We start from the raw sequence: 14,435 nt of genomic DNA, 5'->3' as shown, positions 1-14,435 counted from the left end.
GCGGCCCTACTTGGCCTTCTCGAGGATCTCCACCACGCGCCACCGCTTGGTGGCCGACAGCGGGCGGGTCTCCATGAGACGGACGCGGTCGCCGACGCCGCACTCGTTGGCCTCGTCGTGCGCCTTGTAGTTCTTCGTGCGGCGGATCACCTTGTGGTACTTCGGGTGCTTCACGCGGTCCTCGACGGACACGACCACGGTCTTGTCCATCTTGTCGCTGACCACGAGACCCTCAAGGATCTTGCGGCTGCTCCGCTGCTCGGTCGTCTGCTCGGTCATTCGTTGCCCTCCGCGGCGTCCTCGACCGTCACGATGCCGAGCTCGCGCTCCCGCATCACGGTGTAGATGCGAGCGATCTCGCGCTTGACGGTGCGCAGCCGCCCGTGGCTCTCAAGCTGGCCGGTCGCGGCCTGGAAGCGGAGGTTGAACAGCTCCTCCTTGGCCTCCTTGAGCTTGGTGACCAGGACGTCCTCGGGCTCGGTCCGCAGGTCGTCGGCGGTAAGACCCTTGGCCATCAGGACTCACCCACCTCTCGCTTAACGATCTTGCACTTCATCGGCAGCTTGTGGATCGCGCGGGTGAGCGCCTCCCGAGCGACCTGCTCGTTCGGGTAGGAGATCTCGAACAGCACGCGGCCCGGCTTGACGTTGGCCACCCACCACTCCACGGAGCCCTTGCCGGAGCCCATGCGGGTCTCGGCGGGCTTCTTGGTCAGCGGGCGGTCCGGGAAGATGTTGATCCAGACCTTGCCGCCGCGCTTGATGTGGCGGGTCATGGCGATACGCGCGGCCTCGATCTGCCGGTTGGTCACGTACGCGCTCTCGACGGCCTGGATGCCGTACTCGCCGAACGTCACCCTCGTGCCGCCCTTGGCCATGCCGCGGCGCTTCGGGTGGTGCTGCTTGCGGTGCTTGACCTTGCGAGGGATCAGCATCGGTTACTCAGCTCCCCTCACCCTGCGGAGCAGCCTCGGCGGTCGGCGCCGGCTGCTCGGAACCCTGCTGCTGCTTCTGCTCGCCGCCGCGGCCGCCGCCGCCGCCGGCACCGCCGGCGCCACCGCGCCCGCCGCGCCCGCCGCGCCCGCCGCCACGACGCTCACCGCGGCGCTCGCGGCCACCGCCGCCGCCCGCGGCGCGCTGCTGCGCGGCCTGCTGCTCGCGCTCGGCGCGCGTCTGCGCGGCCTCGCCCTTGTAGATCCACACCTTGACGCCGATGCGGCCGAACGTCGTCCGGGCCTCGTAGAACCCGTAGTCGATGTCGGCGCGCAGCGTGTGCAGCGGGACCTGGCCCTCGCGGTAGAACTCCGACCGCGACATCTCGGCGCCGCCGAGGCGGCCGCCGCACTGGACCTTGATGCCCTTGGCGCCCGACTTCATCGCGGACTGGATCGCCTTGCGCATGGCGCGGCGGAACGCGACGCGGCTGGACAGCTGCTCGGCCACGCCCTGCGCGACGAGCTGCGCGTCGATCTCGGGGTTCTTGACCTCGAGGATGTTCAGCCGGACCTGCTTGCCGGTCAGCTTCTCCAGGTCGCCGCGCAGGCGCTCGGCCTCCGCGCCGCGGCGGCCGATGACGATGCCCGGCCGGGCGGTGTGGATGTTGACCTCGACACGGTCACGGGTCCGCTCGATCTCCACCTTGGAGATGCCCGCCCGGTCCATGCCCTTCTGCAGCATGCGCCGGATCTGGACGTCTTCCTTGACGTAGTCCTTGTAGAGCTTGTCGGCGAACCACACGGACTTGTGGTCGGTGGTGATGCCGAGCCGGAACCCGTGCGGGTTGATCTTCTGACCCACTACCGGGCCCTCCTCGTCTTCTTACCGCCGCCGGACGCGGCCACAGCGTCGTCTCGCGACTCCACGACCACGGTGATGTGGCTCGTGCGCTTGTTGATGCGGTAAGCCCGGCCCTGGGCGCGGGGGCGGAAACGCTTCAGCGTCGGCCCCTCGTCCACCCACGCGCGACTGACGACGAGCGTGCCCGAGTCGAGCTTGAAGTTGTGCTCGGCGTTGGCGATGGCACTCGCCAGCACCTTGCCCACCGGCTCACTCGCAGCCTGGGGGGCGAACCGCAGAACCGCCTGAGCCTCCGCGGCAGGCAGGCCGCGGATGAGGTCCACCACGCGGCGGGCCTTCCTGGGCGTGACGCGGATGAACCGCGCCTGGGCCCTGGCTTCCATCGCTGTTCCCTCTCTCCTACGTGCTAACTGCTCTGCCTGCTCAGCCTCGGCGGCTGCGGCGGTCTTCCTTGACGTGGCTGCGGAACGTCCGCGTCGGCGCGAACTCGCCGAGCTTGTGTCCCACCATCGAGTCGGTGATGAACACCGGGACGTGCTTGCGGCCGTCGTGCACGGCGATCGTGTGACCGATCATGTCCGGCACGATCATGGAGCGCCGCGACCACGTCTTGATGACGTTCTTGGTGCCCTTCTCGTTCTGCACGTCCACCTTCTTGATGAGGTGGTCGTCCACGAACGGGCCCTTCTTCAGGCTACGTGGCATGACGAGCGACTCCTACCGCTTCTTCTTGCTGCGACGACGGACGATCAGCCGGTCGCTCGACTTGTTCGCCTGGCGAGTGCGGCCTTCCTTCTTACCGGCCGGGTTCACCGGGTGCCGGCCACCGGAGGTCTTGCCCTCACCACCACCGTGCGGGTGGTCGATCGGGTTCATGGCCACGCCGCGGACGGTCGGGCGCTTGCCCTTCCACCGCATGCGGCCGGCCTTGCCCCAGTTGATGTTCGACTGCTCGGCGTTGCCGACCTCGCCGACCGTCGCGCGGCAGCGCACGTCCACCATCCGCATCTCGCCGGAGGGCATGCGCAGCGTGGCGTACTTGCCCTCCTTGGCCAGCAGCTGGACGCCGGCGCCCGCGCTGCGGGCGATCTTGGCGCCGCCACCGGGGCGAAGCTCGATGGCGTGCACGACCGTACCGGTCGGGATGTTGCGCAGCGGAAGGCAGTTGCCCGGCTTGATGTCCGCGCCCTGCCCGTTCTCCACCCGGTCGCCCTGGCGCAGCCCGCGCGGGGCGAGGATGTAGCGCTTCTCGCCGTCCACGTAGTGCAGCAGCGCGATCCGCGCGGTGCGGTTCGGGTCGTACTCGATGTGCGCGACCTTGGCCGGCACGCCGTCCTTGTCGTGCCGGCGGAAGTCGATCACGCGGTAGGCGCGCTTGTGCCCGCCGCCCTGGTGCCGGGTCGTGATGCGGCCGTGGTTGTTGCGGCCGCCCTTCTTGGGGAGCGGACGCAGCAGCGACTTCTCGGGCTCGCGGCGCGTGACCTCGACGAAGTCGGCCACGCTGGAGCCGCGACGACCCGGAGTCGTCGGCTTGTAATTACGGATGCCCATCTTTTTCGTTCATCCCTTGTCTGTCTCCGGGACGACCCGGCCTGTTTAGGCCGGGCCGCCGAAGATGTCGATCCGCTCGCCCTCGGCCAGGCTGACGATGGCGCGCTTGGTGTCCTTGCGCTTGCCGTAGCCGAACCGCGTGCGCTTGCGCTTGCCCTGCCGGTTGAGCGTGTTCACGCTCTGCACCTTGACGCCGAACACCGACTCGACGGCCTGCTTGATCTGCGTCTTGTTGGCGTCCGGGCGGACGACGAACGTGTACTTGTTCTCGTCCAGCAGCCCGTAGCTCTTCTCCGAGACGACCGGCGCGATGATGATGTCGCGGGGGTCAGCGATCTTGTTCATGTGCGACCCTCCTTACTTCTTCTTCGCGCGCGAGATGAACGCGTCGTACGCCGTCTTCGTGAAGACGACGTCGTCGTTCACCAGCACGTCGTAGGTGTTGAGCTGGTCGGAGACGATCACGTGCACGCTCGGCTCGTTGCGCAGGCTCTTCCAGGTCACGTCGTCCTCGCGGTCCAGGACCAGCAGGACGCGCTTGGCCTCGGTGACCTCGCGCAGCGCCTTCAGCGCCGTCTTCGTCTTCGGGGTGTCGCCCTCGACGAGGCCGTCGACCACGTGCACCCGGCCGAACCGGGCGCGGTCCGACAGGGCGCCGCGGAGCGCGGCGGCCTTCATCTTCTTGGGCGTCCGCTGCGAGTAGTCCCGCGGCTGCGGGCCGTGCACGACGCCGCCGCCGGCGAACTGGGGCGCGCGGGTCGAGCCCTGACGGGCGCGGCCGGTGCCCTTCTGCCGGTACGGCTTCTTGCCACCGCCGGAGACGTCGCCCCGGGTCTTGGTGGCGTGCGTGCCCTGGCGCGCCGCGGCCAGCTGCGCCACCACGACCTGGTGGATCAGCGGCACGCTGGTCTTCGCGTCGAAGACCTCGGCGGGCAGGTCGATGTCGAGCTTGGAGGTCACTTGCCCGCTCCCTTCACTGCGTCGCGGACCAGCACCACGCCGCCGTTGGGACCGGGAACCGCGCCCTTGATGAGCAGCAGGTTCTTCTCCGCGTCGATGGCGTGGACGGTCAGGTTCTGCACGGTGGTACGGGCGTTCCCGTGCCGTCCCGCCATGCGGAGGCCCTTGAAGACGCGACCCGGGGTCGCGCAGCCGCCGATCGAACCCGGTGAGCGGTGCTTGCGCTGGGTGCCGTGCGAGGCGCCGAGGCCCTTGAAGCCGTGGCGCTTCATGACACCGGCGGTGCCCTTGCCCTTGCTCGTACCGGTTACGTCGATCTTCTGGCCGGCCTCGAAGACGCCGGCGGTGATCTCCTGGCCGAGTTCGAACTCGGTGGTGTCGTCGGCCCGCAGTTCGACGAGGTAGCGGCGCGGCGTGACGCCGGCCTTCTCGAAGTGACCCGTGCTCGGCTTGTTCACCTTGCGCGGGTCGATCTGCCCGAACCCGATCTGGACGGCGTTGTAGCCGTCCTTCTCCTGGCTCTTGAGCTGGGTGACGACACACGGCCCGGCCTGGACGACGGTCACCGGAACGATCCGGCCCTCATCGTCGAAGACCTGGGTCATGCCGAGCTTCTCGCCCAGGACGCCCTTCCTCTGCGTACTCATCTCTCGGTGCGTCCCTTAGAGCTTGATCTCGATGTCAACGCCGGCCGGAAGGTCGAGTCGCATCAGCGAGTCGACCGTCTTGGGCGTCGGGTCGATGATGTCGATCAACCGCTTGTGCGTGCGCATCTCGAAGTGCTCGCGGCTGTCCTTGTACTTGTGCGGCGAGCGGATGACGCAGTACACGTTCTTCTCGGTCGGCAGCGGCACCGGGCCCGCGACCTTGGCGCCCGTCCGCGTCACCGTCTCAACGATCTTCTTCGCGGAGGTGTCGATGACCTCGTGGTCGTAGGCCTTGAGCCGGATGCGGATCTTCTGTCCCGCCATGGTGGCCTCGGTGTCCTTTGCTGTAGTGCCGCTGGTTACTTCACTGGTCGTGACGCGGCGGCCCGGTTGGGGTTGCCCGACGGCCGGGCCGCCGCGTGACGAGGGGTGTTACTTGATGACCTTGGTGACGCGACCGGCGCCGACCGTCCGGCCACCCTCGCGGATGGCGAACTTCAGGCCCTCCTCCATGGCGACGGGCTGGATCAGGTCGACGCGCATTTCGGTGTTGTCGCCCGGCATGACCATCTCGGTGCCCTCGGGGAGGTTCACCACGCCGGTGACGTCCGTGGTCCGGAAGTAGAACTGCGGGCGGTAGTTGTTGAAGAACGGCGTGTGCCGGCCGCCCTCGTCCTTGGACAGGATGTAGACCTGCGCCTCGAACTCGGTGTGCGGGGTGTTCGTGCCCGGCTTGATGACGCACTGGCCGCGCTCGACGTCCTCGCGCTTGATGCCGCGCAGCAGCAGGCCGACGTTGTCGCCCGCCTGGCCCTGGTCGAGCAGCTTGCGGAACATCTCGACGCCGGTGACGGTGGTCGAGGTGGACTCCGGCTTGATGCCGATGATGTCGACGGTCTCGTTGACGTTGACGACACCGCGCTCGATGCGGCCGGTCACGACGGTGCCGCGGCCGGTGATCGAGAAGACGTCCTCGATCGGCATCAGGAACGGCTTCTCGGTGTCGCGCACCGGCTCCGGCACGTTCTCGTCGACGGCGTCCATCAGCTCGCCGATCGACGCGGCCCACTTCTCGTCGCCCTGCAGCGCCTGGAAGGCGGAGACGCGCACGACCGGGACGTCGTCGCCCGGGAACTCGTACTCCGACAGCAGCTCGCGGACCTCGAGCTCGACGAGCTCCAGGATCTCCTCGTCGTCCACCATGTCGCACTTGTTCAGGGCGACGACGATGTAGGGGACGCCGACCTGGCGGGCCAGGAGCACGTGCTCCTTGGTCTGCGGCATCGGGCCGTCGGTCGCGGCGACCACCAGGATGGCGCCGTCCATCTGCGCCGCACCGGTGATCATGTTCTTGATGTAGTCCGCGTGACCGGGGCAGTCCACGTGCGCGTAGTGCCGGGCCTCGGTCTGGTACTCGACGTGCGCGATCGAGATCGTGATGCCGCGCTCGCGCTCCTCCGGCGCCTTGTCGATGTCCTCGAACGGCGTGAAGGGGTTGAGGTCCGGGTACTTGTCGTGGAGCACCTTGGTGATCGCCGCGGTAAGCGTGGTCTTACCGTGGTCGATGTGTCCAATGGTGCCGATGTTCACGTGCGGCTTCGTCCGCTCGAACTTGGCCTTCGCCACTGGTTGCTCCTTGTTGCGATCCTCGGCCGCCTAGACGACCGCTTCGTTTACGTCTTGGTGATCTGTGGGCAGGCCCGGGTGCTTACTCGCCCCGCGCCTTGGCGATGATCTCCTGCGCGACGTTCGTGGGAACCTCGGCGTAGGAGTCGAACTGCATGGTGAAGACAGCCCGGCCCTGGGTCTTGCTGCGCAGATCACCCACGTAGCCGAACATCTCGGACAGAGGCACGAGCGCCTTGATGACGCGCATGCCGTGCCGCTCGTCCATGGACTGGACCTGACCGCGCCGGCTGTTCAGGTCGCCGATCACGTCGCCCATGTTGTCCTCGGGCGTGGTGACCTCGACGGACATCATCGGCTCCAGCAGCGTGGGGGACGCCTTGCGGGCGGCCTCCTTGAACGCCATGGAACCGGCGACCTTGAACGCCATCTCCGACGAGTCGACCTCGTGGTAGGCGCCGTCCTTCAGCGTGACCTTGACGCCGACCATGGGGTAGCCGGCGAGGACGCCGAACTCCGCGGCCTCCTGGCAGCCCGCGTCGACCGACGGGATGTACTCCCGCGGGATGCGGCCACCGGTGACCTTGTTCTCGAACTCGTAGCCGTCGGACCCGCCGCCGAGCGGCTCCAGGTCGATGATCACGCGGCCGAACTGGCCGGAGCCACCCGTCTGCTTCTTGTGGGTGTACTCGACCTTCTCGACCTTGCGGCTGATCGTCTCGCGGTAGGCGACCTGCGGCTTGCCGACGTTGGCGTCGACCTTGAACTCCCGCTTCATCCGGTCGACGAGGATCTCCAGGTGGAGCTCGCCCATGCCCGAGATGACGGTCTGGCCGGTGTCCTCGTCCGTGCGGACCTGGAAGGAGGGGTCCTCCTCGGCCAGGCGCTGGATCGCGGTGCCCAGCTTCTGCTGGTCGGCCTTGGTCTTCGGCTCGATCGCGACGTGGATGACCGGCGCCGGGAAGTTCATCGACTCCAGCACGATCGGGTTCTTGTCGTCGGACAGCGTCTCACCGGTGGTGGTCTGCTTGAGACCCATCACCGCGACGATGTCGCCGGCGCCCGCGCGCTCGATCTCGGTGCGCTTGTTGGCGTGCATCCGGTAGATCTTGCCGATGCGCTCCTTGCGCTCCTTGACGGAGTTCATCACGTTCGCGCCGGACTCCAGCACACCGGAGTAGACGCGCACGAAGGTGAGCTTGCCCAGGTGCGGGTCGCTCGCGATCTTGAACGCGAGCGCGGCGAACGGCTCGTCCTCGCTCGGCTTGCGGATGAGGACCTTCTCCTCGTCGCGCACGGCGTGGCCCTCGATGGCCTCGACGTCCAGCGGCGAGGGCAGGTAGCGGACGATCGCGTCCAGCAGCGGCTGCACGCCCTTGTTCTTGAAGGCCGTGCCGCAGGTCACCGGGGTGAGCTTCGCGGCGATCGTCGCACGCCGGATGCCGTCGTGCAGCTGCTCCACGGTGGGCTCGGTGCCCTCCAGGTACAGCTCCATGATCTCGTCGTCGTTCTCCGCGAGGGTCTCGACGAGCTTGTCGTGCCACTCGCGGGCCGTCTCGGCGTGCGACTCGGGGATGTCGACGGTGTCGTACATCTCGCCGAGCTTGGCCTCCTCGTTCCACACGAGGGCCGTCATACGGACGAGGTCGACGACGCCCTTGAAGTCGGACTCGGCGCCGATCGGGAGCTGGAGCACCAGCGGCGTGGCGTTGAGCCGGTTCTCGATCATGTCGACGCAGCGGTGGAACTCCGCGCCGACCCGGTCGAGCTTGTTCACGAAGCACATGCGCGGCACGCCGTACCGGTCGGCCTGGCGCCACACCGTCTCGGACTGGGGCTCCACGCCGGCGACCCCGTCGAACACCGCGACCGCACCGTCGAGCACCCGAAGGTTGCGCTCCACCTCGATGGTGAAGTCGACGTGGCCGGGGGTGTCGATGATGTTGATCGTGTGCTTGACGTCGTCGACGGGCCATTCGCAGGTGGTGGCGGCGGAGGTGATGGTGATCCCCCGCTCCTGCTCCTGCTCCATCCAGTCCATGGTGGCGGCGCCGTCGTGCACTTCGCCGATCTTGTAGCTCATCCCCGTGTAGTAAAGGATGCGCTCGGTCGTGGTGGTCTTGCCCGCGTCGATATGGGCCATGATCCCGATGTTGCGGACCTTGGCCAGGTCTACACCGGTTTTGGTAGCCACTGCCGTCCTCGCGTCGTCTCTCGTCGTTGCAGATCCGCCGGGATTACCAGCGGTAGTGGGCGAAGGCCTTGTTGGACTCCGCCATCTTGTGCGTGTCCTCGCGCTTCTTGACAGACGCGCCAAGACCGTTGCTCGCGTCGAGCAGCTCGTTCATCAGCCGCTCGGTCATGGTCTTCTCGCGGCGCTGCCGGGCGTAGAGCACCAGCCAGCGCAGCGCGAGGGTGGTGCTGCGCGCCGGCCGCACCTCGACGGGGACCTGGTAGGTCGCGCCACCGACGCGGCGGCTGCGCACCTCCAGGGTGGGCTTGACGTTGTCGAGCGCGCGCTTGAGCGTGACGACCGGGTCGTTGCCGGTCTTCTCGCGGGCGCCCTCCAGGGCGTCGTACACGATGCTCTGCGCGATGGAGCGCTTGCCGTCCAGCAGAACCTTGTTGATGAGCGCGGTGACCAGCGGCGAGTTGTACACCGGGTCAGCGATCAGCTGGCGCTTGCCAGCGGGGCCCTTGCGCGGCATCAGCTCTTCTCCTTCTTCGCGCCGTAGTGGCTGCGCCCTTGCTTGCGGTTCCGGACGCCCTGGGTGTCGAGGGAGCCGCGAATGATCTTGTACCGAACGCCGGGGAGGTCCTTCACACGGCCGCCGCGCACGAGCACGATCGAGTGCTCCTGCAGGTTGTGGCCGACGCCGGGGATGTAGGCCGTGACCTCGATCCCGCTGGTCAGCCGGACACGGGCGACCTTCCGGAGCGCGGAGTTCGGCTTCTTGGGCGTCGTCGTGTAGACGCGCGTGCAGACGCCCCGGCGCTGGGGGCTGCCCTTCAGCGCGGGCGTCTTGTTCTTGGTCACCTTGTCCTGGCGGCCCTTGCGGACCAGCTGCTGGATCGTGGGCACCGCGTCTCCGTCTTCCTCGTACCGAGCCGGTAAGTCCTATTGCTGCAATCACCACCTCAGGTGAGGCTGTGACCTGCCGGTTTCCCGACCTCTCCGACCCCCGCGGTCGGGCGTGTCGCCGCCTCACGGAAATACAACCGCGCGAAACCGACACAGACCGCCCGGCCCTTACTGGGCCGAATCAAGCCGGGGAGTAGATGCGGCGCGCTGGGGCCGGCCAACCGGCCTCGCCGACACGCACGCATAGCGGCCCGCACACAGCGGGCACAAGTGAAGAGGTTACCGACCACTCAGCCAAAGTGCAAAGTGAGCAGAGGCGCGCCTACGGCAGCGCTTACGGCAGCGCTTACGGCGTCCCTCTCCTTCTTCGGGCCTGGCGGCCCTCCATCGTCGAGAAACGCGGCGATCGCTGGCATCGCTCCGGCTCGCCTGGCGGCTCGCTGCGCGATCAGGTTCTCGCTCCGCTCGAACCTGGCTTCGCACGCGATCGCGGAGGCTTCGGTCGTCGACGGCCGGGGCGCCTCTGCTGCATTGTGGCCCACGTTCCCGTGTTTGGGGAAGTCGTGGAGCAGCTTTTACGCGTCCCCGGCCGTTCCGTGTTCTGGGAGTTTCGCGTCCTACAGGACGAAGGCGACCACCAGGACGACGAGGATCACGACGACCGCGACGGCGCCGCCGACCAGCAGGAGCGTGTTCTTGTTGCCCTTGCTCTCTTCGCCGCCGTAGGTGGACGGCTGGCCGTACTGCCCCTGCTGCCCGAACTGCTGGGGCTGGCCCTGCTGGCCCTGCTGGCCGTACTGCTGCTGACCGAACTGCTGGCCCTGCTGCTGTTCGCCGCCGGGCTGGCCGAACTGCTGGTCGCCCTGCTGGCCGCCGAACTGCTGCTGCCCATAGCCCTGCTGCTCGCCGTAACCCTGCTGCTCGCCGGACTGGCCGCCGTACTGCTGCTGGCCATAGCCCTGCTGCTCGCCGTAGCCCTGCTGGCCGAACTGCTGTTGCTGCTGCTCGCCCTGCTGACCGCCGTACTGCTGGCCGTAGCCCTGCTGCTGCTCGGGCTGGCCGTACTGCTGCTGGCCGTACTGCTGGCCCTGCTGCGACTGCTGCTGGCCCCACTGCTGCTGGCCGATGTCGAGCCGGGTGTGCTCGGCCATGCCGGGCGACTCGGCGGCGTGCCGCCCCTGGGGTTCGGCCGCGTGCCGTCCCTGGGAGGCCGCGGCCGGGTCGAACGCCTCGGTCGGGCGCGCGTCCTCCACGTTGCCCTCGCCGGGCGGGCGGTACAGGTCGTCCACCGAGGGACCGGCCGGCTGCGACCCCGCGCCGTAGCCGGAGTCGGGCGGCGGGACCATCATCGTCCGCTCGTGGTCGGACTGGCCCGGCTGTCCTCCGGGCTGGGACGACTCGGGCGACCACGGCTCGGGCGTGGACGGCGGGGTCGGGGCCGGGGCCTGCCACGGCTCGCCCACGGGCTCCTGCCTGCGCTCGGGGCCGGTGGCGACCGGAATGTCGGTGCCGGGCGACCAGTGCAGCGTCGCCTGGTCGTCCACCACGGGCCGCTGCGGCTGCTGCTGCTCGGGCGCGCCGGAGGCCGGGCCCGGGACGATCAGCGTCCGGTCCGTGCCCCCCTCCTGCGGCTGCTCGGGGCGCGGCGCCTGCTCGCCGTACTGGGGCTGGCCGTACTGCGGCTGCTGCTCCTGGGGCGCACCGTGCATCGGCTGCTGCGGGTACCCCGACTGCTGCTGCGGAGGCTGCTGCCCGTACTGCTGCTCAGGCTGCTGCCCATAGGGGGACTGCTCAGGCTGCTGGCCGTACTGCGGCTGCCCGTACTGCTGGGGCGGCTCGTACTGCTGGGGCGGCTCGTACTGGGGCTGCTGCTGCTCCTGCGGAGGCGGGAATCCGCCAGGCCCGGGAGGCGTGCCATAGGGCATCTGCCCGGCGGGAGGCTGCCCGTACTGGGGCTGCTGGTCCTGCGGGGCGCCGTAAGCGGGCGGGGGCGGGGGCTGCTGCTCGCCGAACTGCTGCATCGGCTGTTCGACCATCGTGGGGGGCGCCGGGGGCGGCGCCTGCCGCTCCTCGTCGCGGGGCTGCGCCGGCTGTGCCGGGGGCCGGCCGCCCAACTGAGGAGCACCGAACACCACGGTGCGGTCACCCAGCGGCCGGGCGGGGGGCTCCTGGCCCTCCGGCGGCCTGGGGTGCCCCTCGTCCTCCGGCATCGGCCGCTGCGGTCCCTGCGTGCCGTCGTTCTCGGTCATCGTCGGGCTCCTTCAGCGCCGTCGTCCCGGGGCTCCTCAGCTCCCGGAAAGTCCGGAGACGCGCGGCGCATAACGCGGCCTCCGAACCTTGTCACCGATGTCCCCACCTGGCGGGCTTGCCATGCGTGGGCGTTCTCGCCACCAGCCTGCCCCGATCGCCGGTGGTATCGCAAATCACCACCCCTGATAGACGCGGGACGCCTCCGGAGCGTTCCGCCCCGCAGACGTCCTCCGTCGAATCCGTCAGGAATGTCCGATGACCGTGTGGGGCCGGTACGGGGCCTGCATCCGCTCGACCTCCTTGTCGTCCAGCCGCAGGTCCGCCGCGGCGACGGCGTCGTCCATATGAGTGAGCTTCGTCGCTCCCACGATCGGCGCGGTCACCCCCGGCTTGGCGAGCAGCCACGCGAGCGCCGCCTGCGCCGCCGGGACGCCCCGCTCCGCCGCGACCGCGCGTACGGCGTCGACGACGTCGAAGTCCGCCTCGTCGTACAGGCTGTCCCCGAAGGAGTCGTTCCGGGACCGGACGGTCTTGCGCTCGCCGCCCCTCTCCCGGTTGCCCGCGAGCATGCCCCGCGCGAGCGGGCTCCACGGGATCACGCCCACCCCCTGGTCCAGGCAGAGCGGAATCATCTCCCGCTCCTCCTCGCGATAGACGAGGTTGTAGTGGTTCTGCATCGCGACGAACTTCGTCCAACCGTGCTTGTCGGCGACGTGCTGCGCCTTGGCGAACTGCCAGGCGAACATGCTGGACGCTCCGATGTATCTGGCCTTGCCCGACTTCACCACGTCGTGCAGGGCCTCCATGGTCTCCTCGATGGGCGTCCCGTAGTCCCAGCGGTGGATCTGGTACAGGTCGACGTAGTCAGTGCCGAGTCGCCTGAGGGACGCGTCGATTCCGGCCATGATGTGCTTGCGCGACAGTCCCTGGTCGTTCGGACCGTCCCCCATGGGGAGGCACACCTTGGTCGCCAGCACGTAGTCGTCCCTACGCGAGAAGAACTTCGGCAGGAGACGCCCGGTCATCTGCTCGCTGACGCCCAGCGAGTACACGTCGGCGGTGTCGAAGAACGTCACGCCGCCGTCCACGGCCCGCCGGACGATCGGCTCCGCCGCGCCCTCGTCCAGGGCCCACGGCCGCACCGCCGGGTCGCCGAAACTCATCATGCCGAGGCAGATCCGCGAGACCCTCATACCGGTCGTTCCGAGCCGTACCTGTTCCATGACCTCTCTCCTCTCAACGTTCTCCACGGTTCCCAGCTTCTCCACGGTGCACCGCCACCCCGGCGATCACCAACCCCACGCCGGCGACCTCCGCCGGCGCCGGCACCTGCCGCAGCACTCGATCGTCCGAGACTGGCAGGACAGGGGCGTGAAGACGGCGCGCGGCAACGAGTGGAGCGTCCAATCTCTCAAGGTCGCAATGTGCAGTCCCCGCATCTGCGGGTGGCGGGAGATCCACGGGGAGTTGGTTCGTGGGGCGGACGGCGCGCCCGTTCAAGGCCAGTGGGAACCGATCGTCGACCCTGAACAGTGGTCGGCCGTCCGGGCGGTCTTCGAAAGCCGCAAGGGGCACTTCGTCGGACGTGACATGAAGGTTGGGCGTGCGCACCCTGCCGACTACCGGGACCACACCTATCTACTGTCGGGCATCCTGCGCTGCGGGCGGCGGTTCCCGGACGGGACGCTCTGCAACACGCCTCTTCGTTGCAACGGCCAGAAGGACGGGACGCACACCTATACCTGCCTGGGCCGTGCCGAGGGTGGGTGCGGGGGTGTCTCCCGGCGCGGTGACCTGGTGGACATGTTCGTCTCCGAGGCGGAGTTGACCCGGCAGTGGAACGCGTGCCAGATCACCAACGATCTGTTCTTCAAGCTGGTCCCTGGGCTGGAACAGCAGATCAACGGGCTGCGTGCGGAGAAGAACAAGCATGAGGCCGCCGTGGCGGCGAAAGCGGCGCAGCAGGAGACGAGCGCCTCCGAGGTGCGGCGCCGGTGGTACCTGCCAGAGGCGGAGGGTGGGTTCCCGATCTCGGTGAAGCGGACCTGTATACGGTCGGCCCTGCACACGGTGATCATGTACCCGGCGGGCAAGGGCAACAAGAAGTTCGACCCTGAGCTGCTCGACCCGGTCTGGCGCACTGACTGACGCCGCCGCGTCGGCCCCTGTGAGGAGGTCCCGGGACCTCGATTCCCGGGACCCCCTCTTTCGTGTCCGGCCCCCGTCGTGGCGGGAGCGGGACACAGGAACGCGCGGCGGACTTCCGGGGGAACAGAGTCCGCAGTCATGCGCCCCTCTTCGCGCGGCCCACCTCCGCGCGGTTCTCCCCCCTACCTGGATGGCTCCGGCGGGGAACTCGGTTCTGCCGTTCTTCCGGTGAGCGCTGGCCGCGTCATCGCTGCTCGGGGCCGAATGGGAAGCGGGCGTGGCTTGGAACCCCGTGGATCGCCTGGCGCTCCGGCCGTGGCCTCCGGGGGCGCTGCGGACGAAGGTCGCGGACGTTGCCGGGTCCCCGTCCCCTGG

18 protein-coding genes are annotated in these 14,435 nt (G+C 68.7%); 1 reads left to right on the top strand and 17 read right to left on the bottom strand.

The window, feature by feature from the left end; translation table 11 throughout:
- Positions 1 to 6: 6 nt before the first annotated feature.
- The 17 genes from rpsQ to ACQEU6_RS34000 form a co-directional block, all read right to left on the bottom strand.
- Positions 7 to 279, bottom strand: a complete 273-nt coding sequence (rpsQ, locus tag ACQEU6_RS34080) for a 30S ribosomal protein S17 (RefSeq protein ID WP_179845947.1) — start codon at positions 277 to 279, stop codon at positions 7 to 9.
- The gene (rpmC, locus tag ACQEU6_RS34075) at positions 276 to 515 is read right to left on the bottom strand and encodes a 50S ribosomal protein L29 (protein ID WP_089314942.1); all 240 of its coding nucleotides are present in this window, start codon (positions 513 to 515) and stop codon (positions 276 to 278) included. Before rpmC ends, rpsQ begins: the two co-directional genes overlap by 4 nt.
- On the bottom strand, positions 515 to 934 hold the full coding sequence (gene rplP, locus ACQEU6_RS34070) for a 50S ribosomal protein L16 (protein WP_089314943.1): 420 nt from the start codon (positions 932 to 934) through the stop codon (positions 515 to 517). The genes rpmC and rplP overlap by 1 nt, the downstream gene beginning before the upstream one ends.
- Before the next feature lie 7 nt (positions 935 to 941).
- Positions 942 to 1,796 (bottom strand): 30S ribosomal protein S3, encoded by an 855-nt coding sequence (gene rpsC / locus ACQEU6_RS34065; protein ID WP_179837682.1) that lies wholly within the window; start codon positions 1,794 to 1,796, stop codon positions 942 to 944.
- The gene (rplV, locus tag ACQEU6_RS34060; protein ID WP_179845945.1) at positions 1,796 to 2,179 is read right to left on the bottom strand and encodes a 50S ribosomal protein L22; all 384 of its coding nucleotides are present in this window, start codon (positions 2,177 to 2,179) and stop codon (positions 1,796 to 1,798) included. The genes rpsC and rplV overlap by 1 nt, the downstream gene beginning before the upstream one ends.
- Positions 2,180 to 2,219: 40 nt before the next feature.
- Positions 2,220 to 2,501 carry a 30S ribosomal protein S19 gene (rpsS, locus tag ACQEU6_RS34055; RefSeq protein WP_089314946.1) on the bottom strand — a complete coding sequence of 94 codons (282 nt, stop codon included), beginning with the start codon at positions 2,499 to 2,501 and terminating at the stop codon, positions 2,220 to 2,222.
- Positions 2,502 to 2,513: 12 nt separating this feature from the next.
- The gene (rplB, locus tag ACQEU6_RS34050) at positions 2,514 to 3,347 is read right to left on the bottom strand and encodes a 50S ribosomal protein L2 (protein WP_499337439.1); all 834 of its coding nucleotides are present in this window, start codon (positions 3,345 to 3,347) and stop codon (positions 2,514 to 2,516) included.
- A 45-nt stretch (positions 3,348 to 3,392) separates the two neighbouring features.
- Entirely contained in the window at positions 3,393 to 3,692 is a 300-nt protein-coding gene (rplW, locus tag ACQEU6_RS34045) for a 50S ribosomal protein L23 (protein ID WP_499337437.1), read from the bottom strand.
- 12 nt (positions 3,693 to 3,704) lie between these two features.
- Positions 3,705 to 4,307 carry a 50S ribosomal protein L4 gene (rplD, locus tag ACQEU6_RS34040; RefSeq protein WP_499337436.1) on the bottom strand — a complete coding sequence of 201 codons (603 nt, stop codon included), beginning with the start codon at positions 4,305 to 4,307 and terminating at the stop codon, positions 3,705 to 3,707.
- Positions 4,304 to 4,954 (bottom strand): 50S ribosomal protein L3, encoded by a 651-nt coding sequence (gene rplC, locus ACQEU6_RS34035; protein WP_499337434.1) that lies wholly within the window; start codon positions 4,952 to 4,954, stop codon positions 4,304 to 4,306. Before rplC ends, rplD begins: the two co-directional genes overlap by 4 nt.
- Before the next feature lie 15 nt (positions 4,955 to 4,969).
- Positions 4,970 to 5,278: a 30S ribosomal protein S10 gene (gene rpsJ, locus ACQEU6_RS34030; RefSeq protein ID WP_018657599.1), complete on the bottom strand. Its 309-nt coding sequence runs from the start codon at positions 5,276 to 5,278 to the stop codon at positions 4,970 to 4,972.
- 108 nt (positions 5,279 to 5,386) lie between these two features.
- Positions 5,387 to 6,580, bottom strand: coding sequence for an elongation factor Tu (tuf, locus tag ACQEU6_RS34025; RefSeq protein ID WP_185028480.1), 1,194 nt, complete (start codon positions 6,578 to 6,580; stop codon positions 5,387 to 5,389).
- An 82-nt stretch (positions 6,581 to 6,662) separates the two neighbouring features.
- Complete coding sequence (gene fusA, locus ACQEU6_RS34020) at positions 6,663 to 8,774, bottom strand: elongation factor G (protein WP_499337431.1); 2,112 nt, start codon at positions 8,772 to 8,774, stop codon at positions 6,663 to 6,665.
- A gap of 43 nt (positions 8,775 to 8,817) precedes the next feature.
- Entirely contained in the window at positions 8,818 to 9,288 is a 471-nt protein-coding gene (rpsG, locus tag ACQEU6_RS34015) for a 30S ribosomal protein S7 (RefSeq protein ID WP_067806994.1), read from the bottom strand.
- Positions 9,288 to 9,662, bottom strand: a complete 375-nt coding sequence (gene rpsL, locus ACQEU6_RS34010) for a 30S ribosomal protein S12 (protein ID WP_021597495.1) — start codon at positions 9,660 to 9,662, stop codon at positions 9,288 to 9,290. The genes rpsG and rpsL overlap by 1 nt, the downstream gene beginning before the upstream one ends.
- 617 nt (positions 9,663 to 10,279) lie before the next feature.
- Entirely contained in the window at positions 10,280 to 11,911 is a 1,632-nt protein-coding gene (locus tag ACQEU6_RS34005) for a hypothetical protein (protein WP_499337428.1), read from the bottom strand.
- 243 nt (positions 11,912 to 12,154) lie between these two features.
- The gene (locus ACQEU6_RS34000) at positions 12,155 to 13,135 is read right to left on the bottom strand and encodes an aldo/keto reductase (RefSeq protein ID WP_499337426.1); all 981 of its coding nucleotides are present in this window, start codon (positions 13,133 to 13,135) and stop codon (positions 12,155 to 12,157) included.
- Here ACQEU6_RS34000 and ACQEU6_RS33995 point away from each other — a divergent pair.
- Positions 13,077 to 14,060: a recombinase family protein gene (locus tag ACQEU6_RS33995; protein WP_499337424.1), complete on the top strand. Its 984-nt coding sequence runs from the start codon at positions 13,077 to 13,079 to the stop codon at positions 14,058 to 14,060. The two genes, ACQEU6_RS34000 and ACQEU6_RS33995, sit on opposite strands and share 59 nt — an antisense overlap.
- The last annotated feature ends 375 nt before the right edge of the window (positions 14,061 to 14,435 follow it).

This window comes from Spirillospora sp. CA-108201 (assembly GCF_050936235.1).
GTDB lineage: Bacteria > Actinomycetota > Actinomycetes > Streptosporangiales > Streptosporangiaceae > Spirillospora.
The sequence above is the reverse complement of the archived record's forward strand: the minus strand, read 5'-3'. Positions and strand labels throughout refer to the sequence as shown.

Coding starts and splice junctions, on each gene's coding strand:
- rpmC (WP_089314942.1), bottom strand. CDS start 515: ATGGCCAAGGGTCTTACCGCCGACGACCTGCGGACCGAGCCCGAGGAC.
- ACQEU6_RS34000 (WP_499337426.1), bottom strand. CDS start 13,135: ATGGAACAGGTACGGCTCGGAACGACCGGTATGAGGGTCTCGCGGATC.
- rplB (WP_499337439.1), bottom strand. CDS start 3,347: ATGGGCATCCGTAATTACAAGCCGACGACTCCGGGTCGTCGCGGCTCC.
- rplW (WP_499337437.1), bottom strand. CDS start 3,692: ATGAACAAGATCGCTGACCCCCGCGACATCATCATCGCGCCGGTCGTC.
- rplV (WP_179845945.1), bottom strand. CDS start 2,179: ATGGAAGCCAGGGCCCAGGCGCGGTTCATCCGCGTCACGCCCAGGAAG.
- rpsJ (WP_018657599.1), bottom strand. CDS start 5,278: ATGGCGGGACAGAAGATCCGCATCCGGCTCAAGGCCTACGACCACGAG.
- rpsQ (WP_179845947.1), bottom strand. CDS start 279: ATGACCGAGCAGACGACCGAGCAGCGGAGCAGCCGCAAGATCCTTGAG.
- rplP (WP_089314943.1), bottom strand. CDS start 934: ATGCTGATCCCTCGCAAGGTCAAGCACCGCAAGCAGCACCACCCGAAG.
- ACQEU6_RS34005 (WP_499337428.1), bottom strand. CDS start 11,911: ATGACCGAGAACGACGGCACGCAGGGACCGCAGCGGCCGATGCCGGAG.
- rplC (WP_499337434.1), bottom strand. CDS start 4,954: ATGAGTACGCAGAGGAAGGGCGTCCTGGGCGAGAAGCTCGGCATGACC.
- ACQEU6_RS33995 (WP_499337424.1), top strand. CDS start 13,077: ATGCCGAGGCAGATCCGCGAGACCCTCATACCGGTCGTTCCGAGCCGT.
- rpsG (WP_067806994.1), bottom strand. CDS start 9,288: ATGCCGCGCAAGGGCCCCGCTGGCAAGCGCCAGCTGATCGCTGACCCG.
- rpsS (WP_089314946.1), bottom strand. CDS start 2,501: ATGCCACGTAGCCTGAAGAAGGGCCCGTTCGTGGACGACCACCTCATC.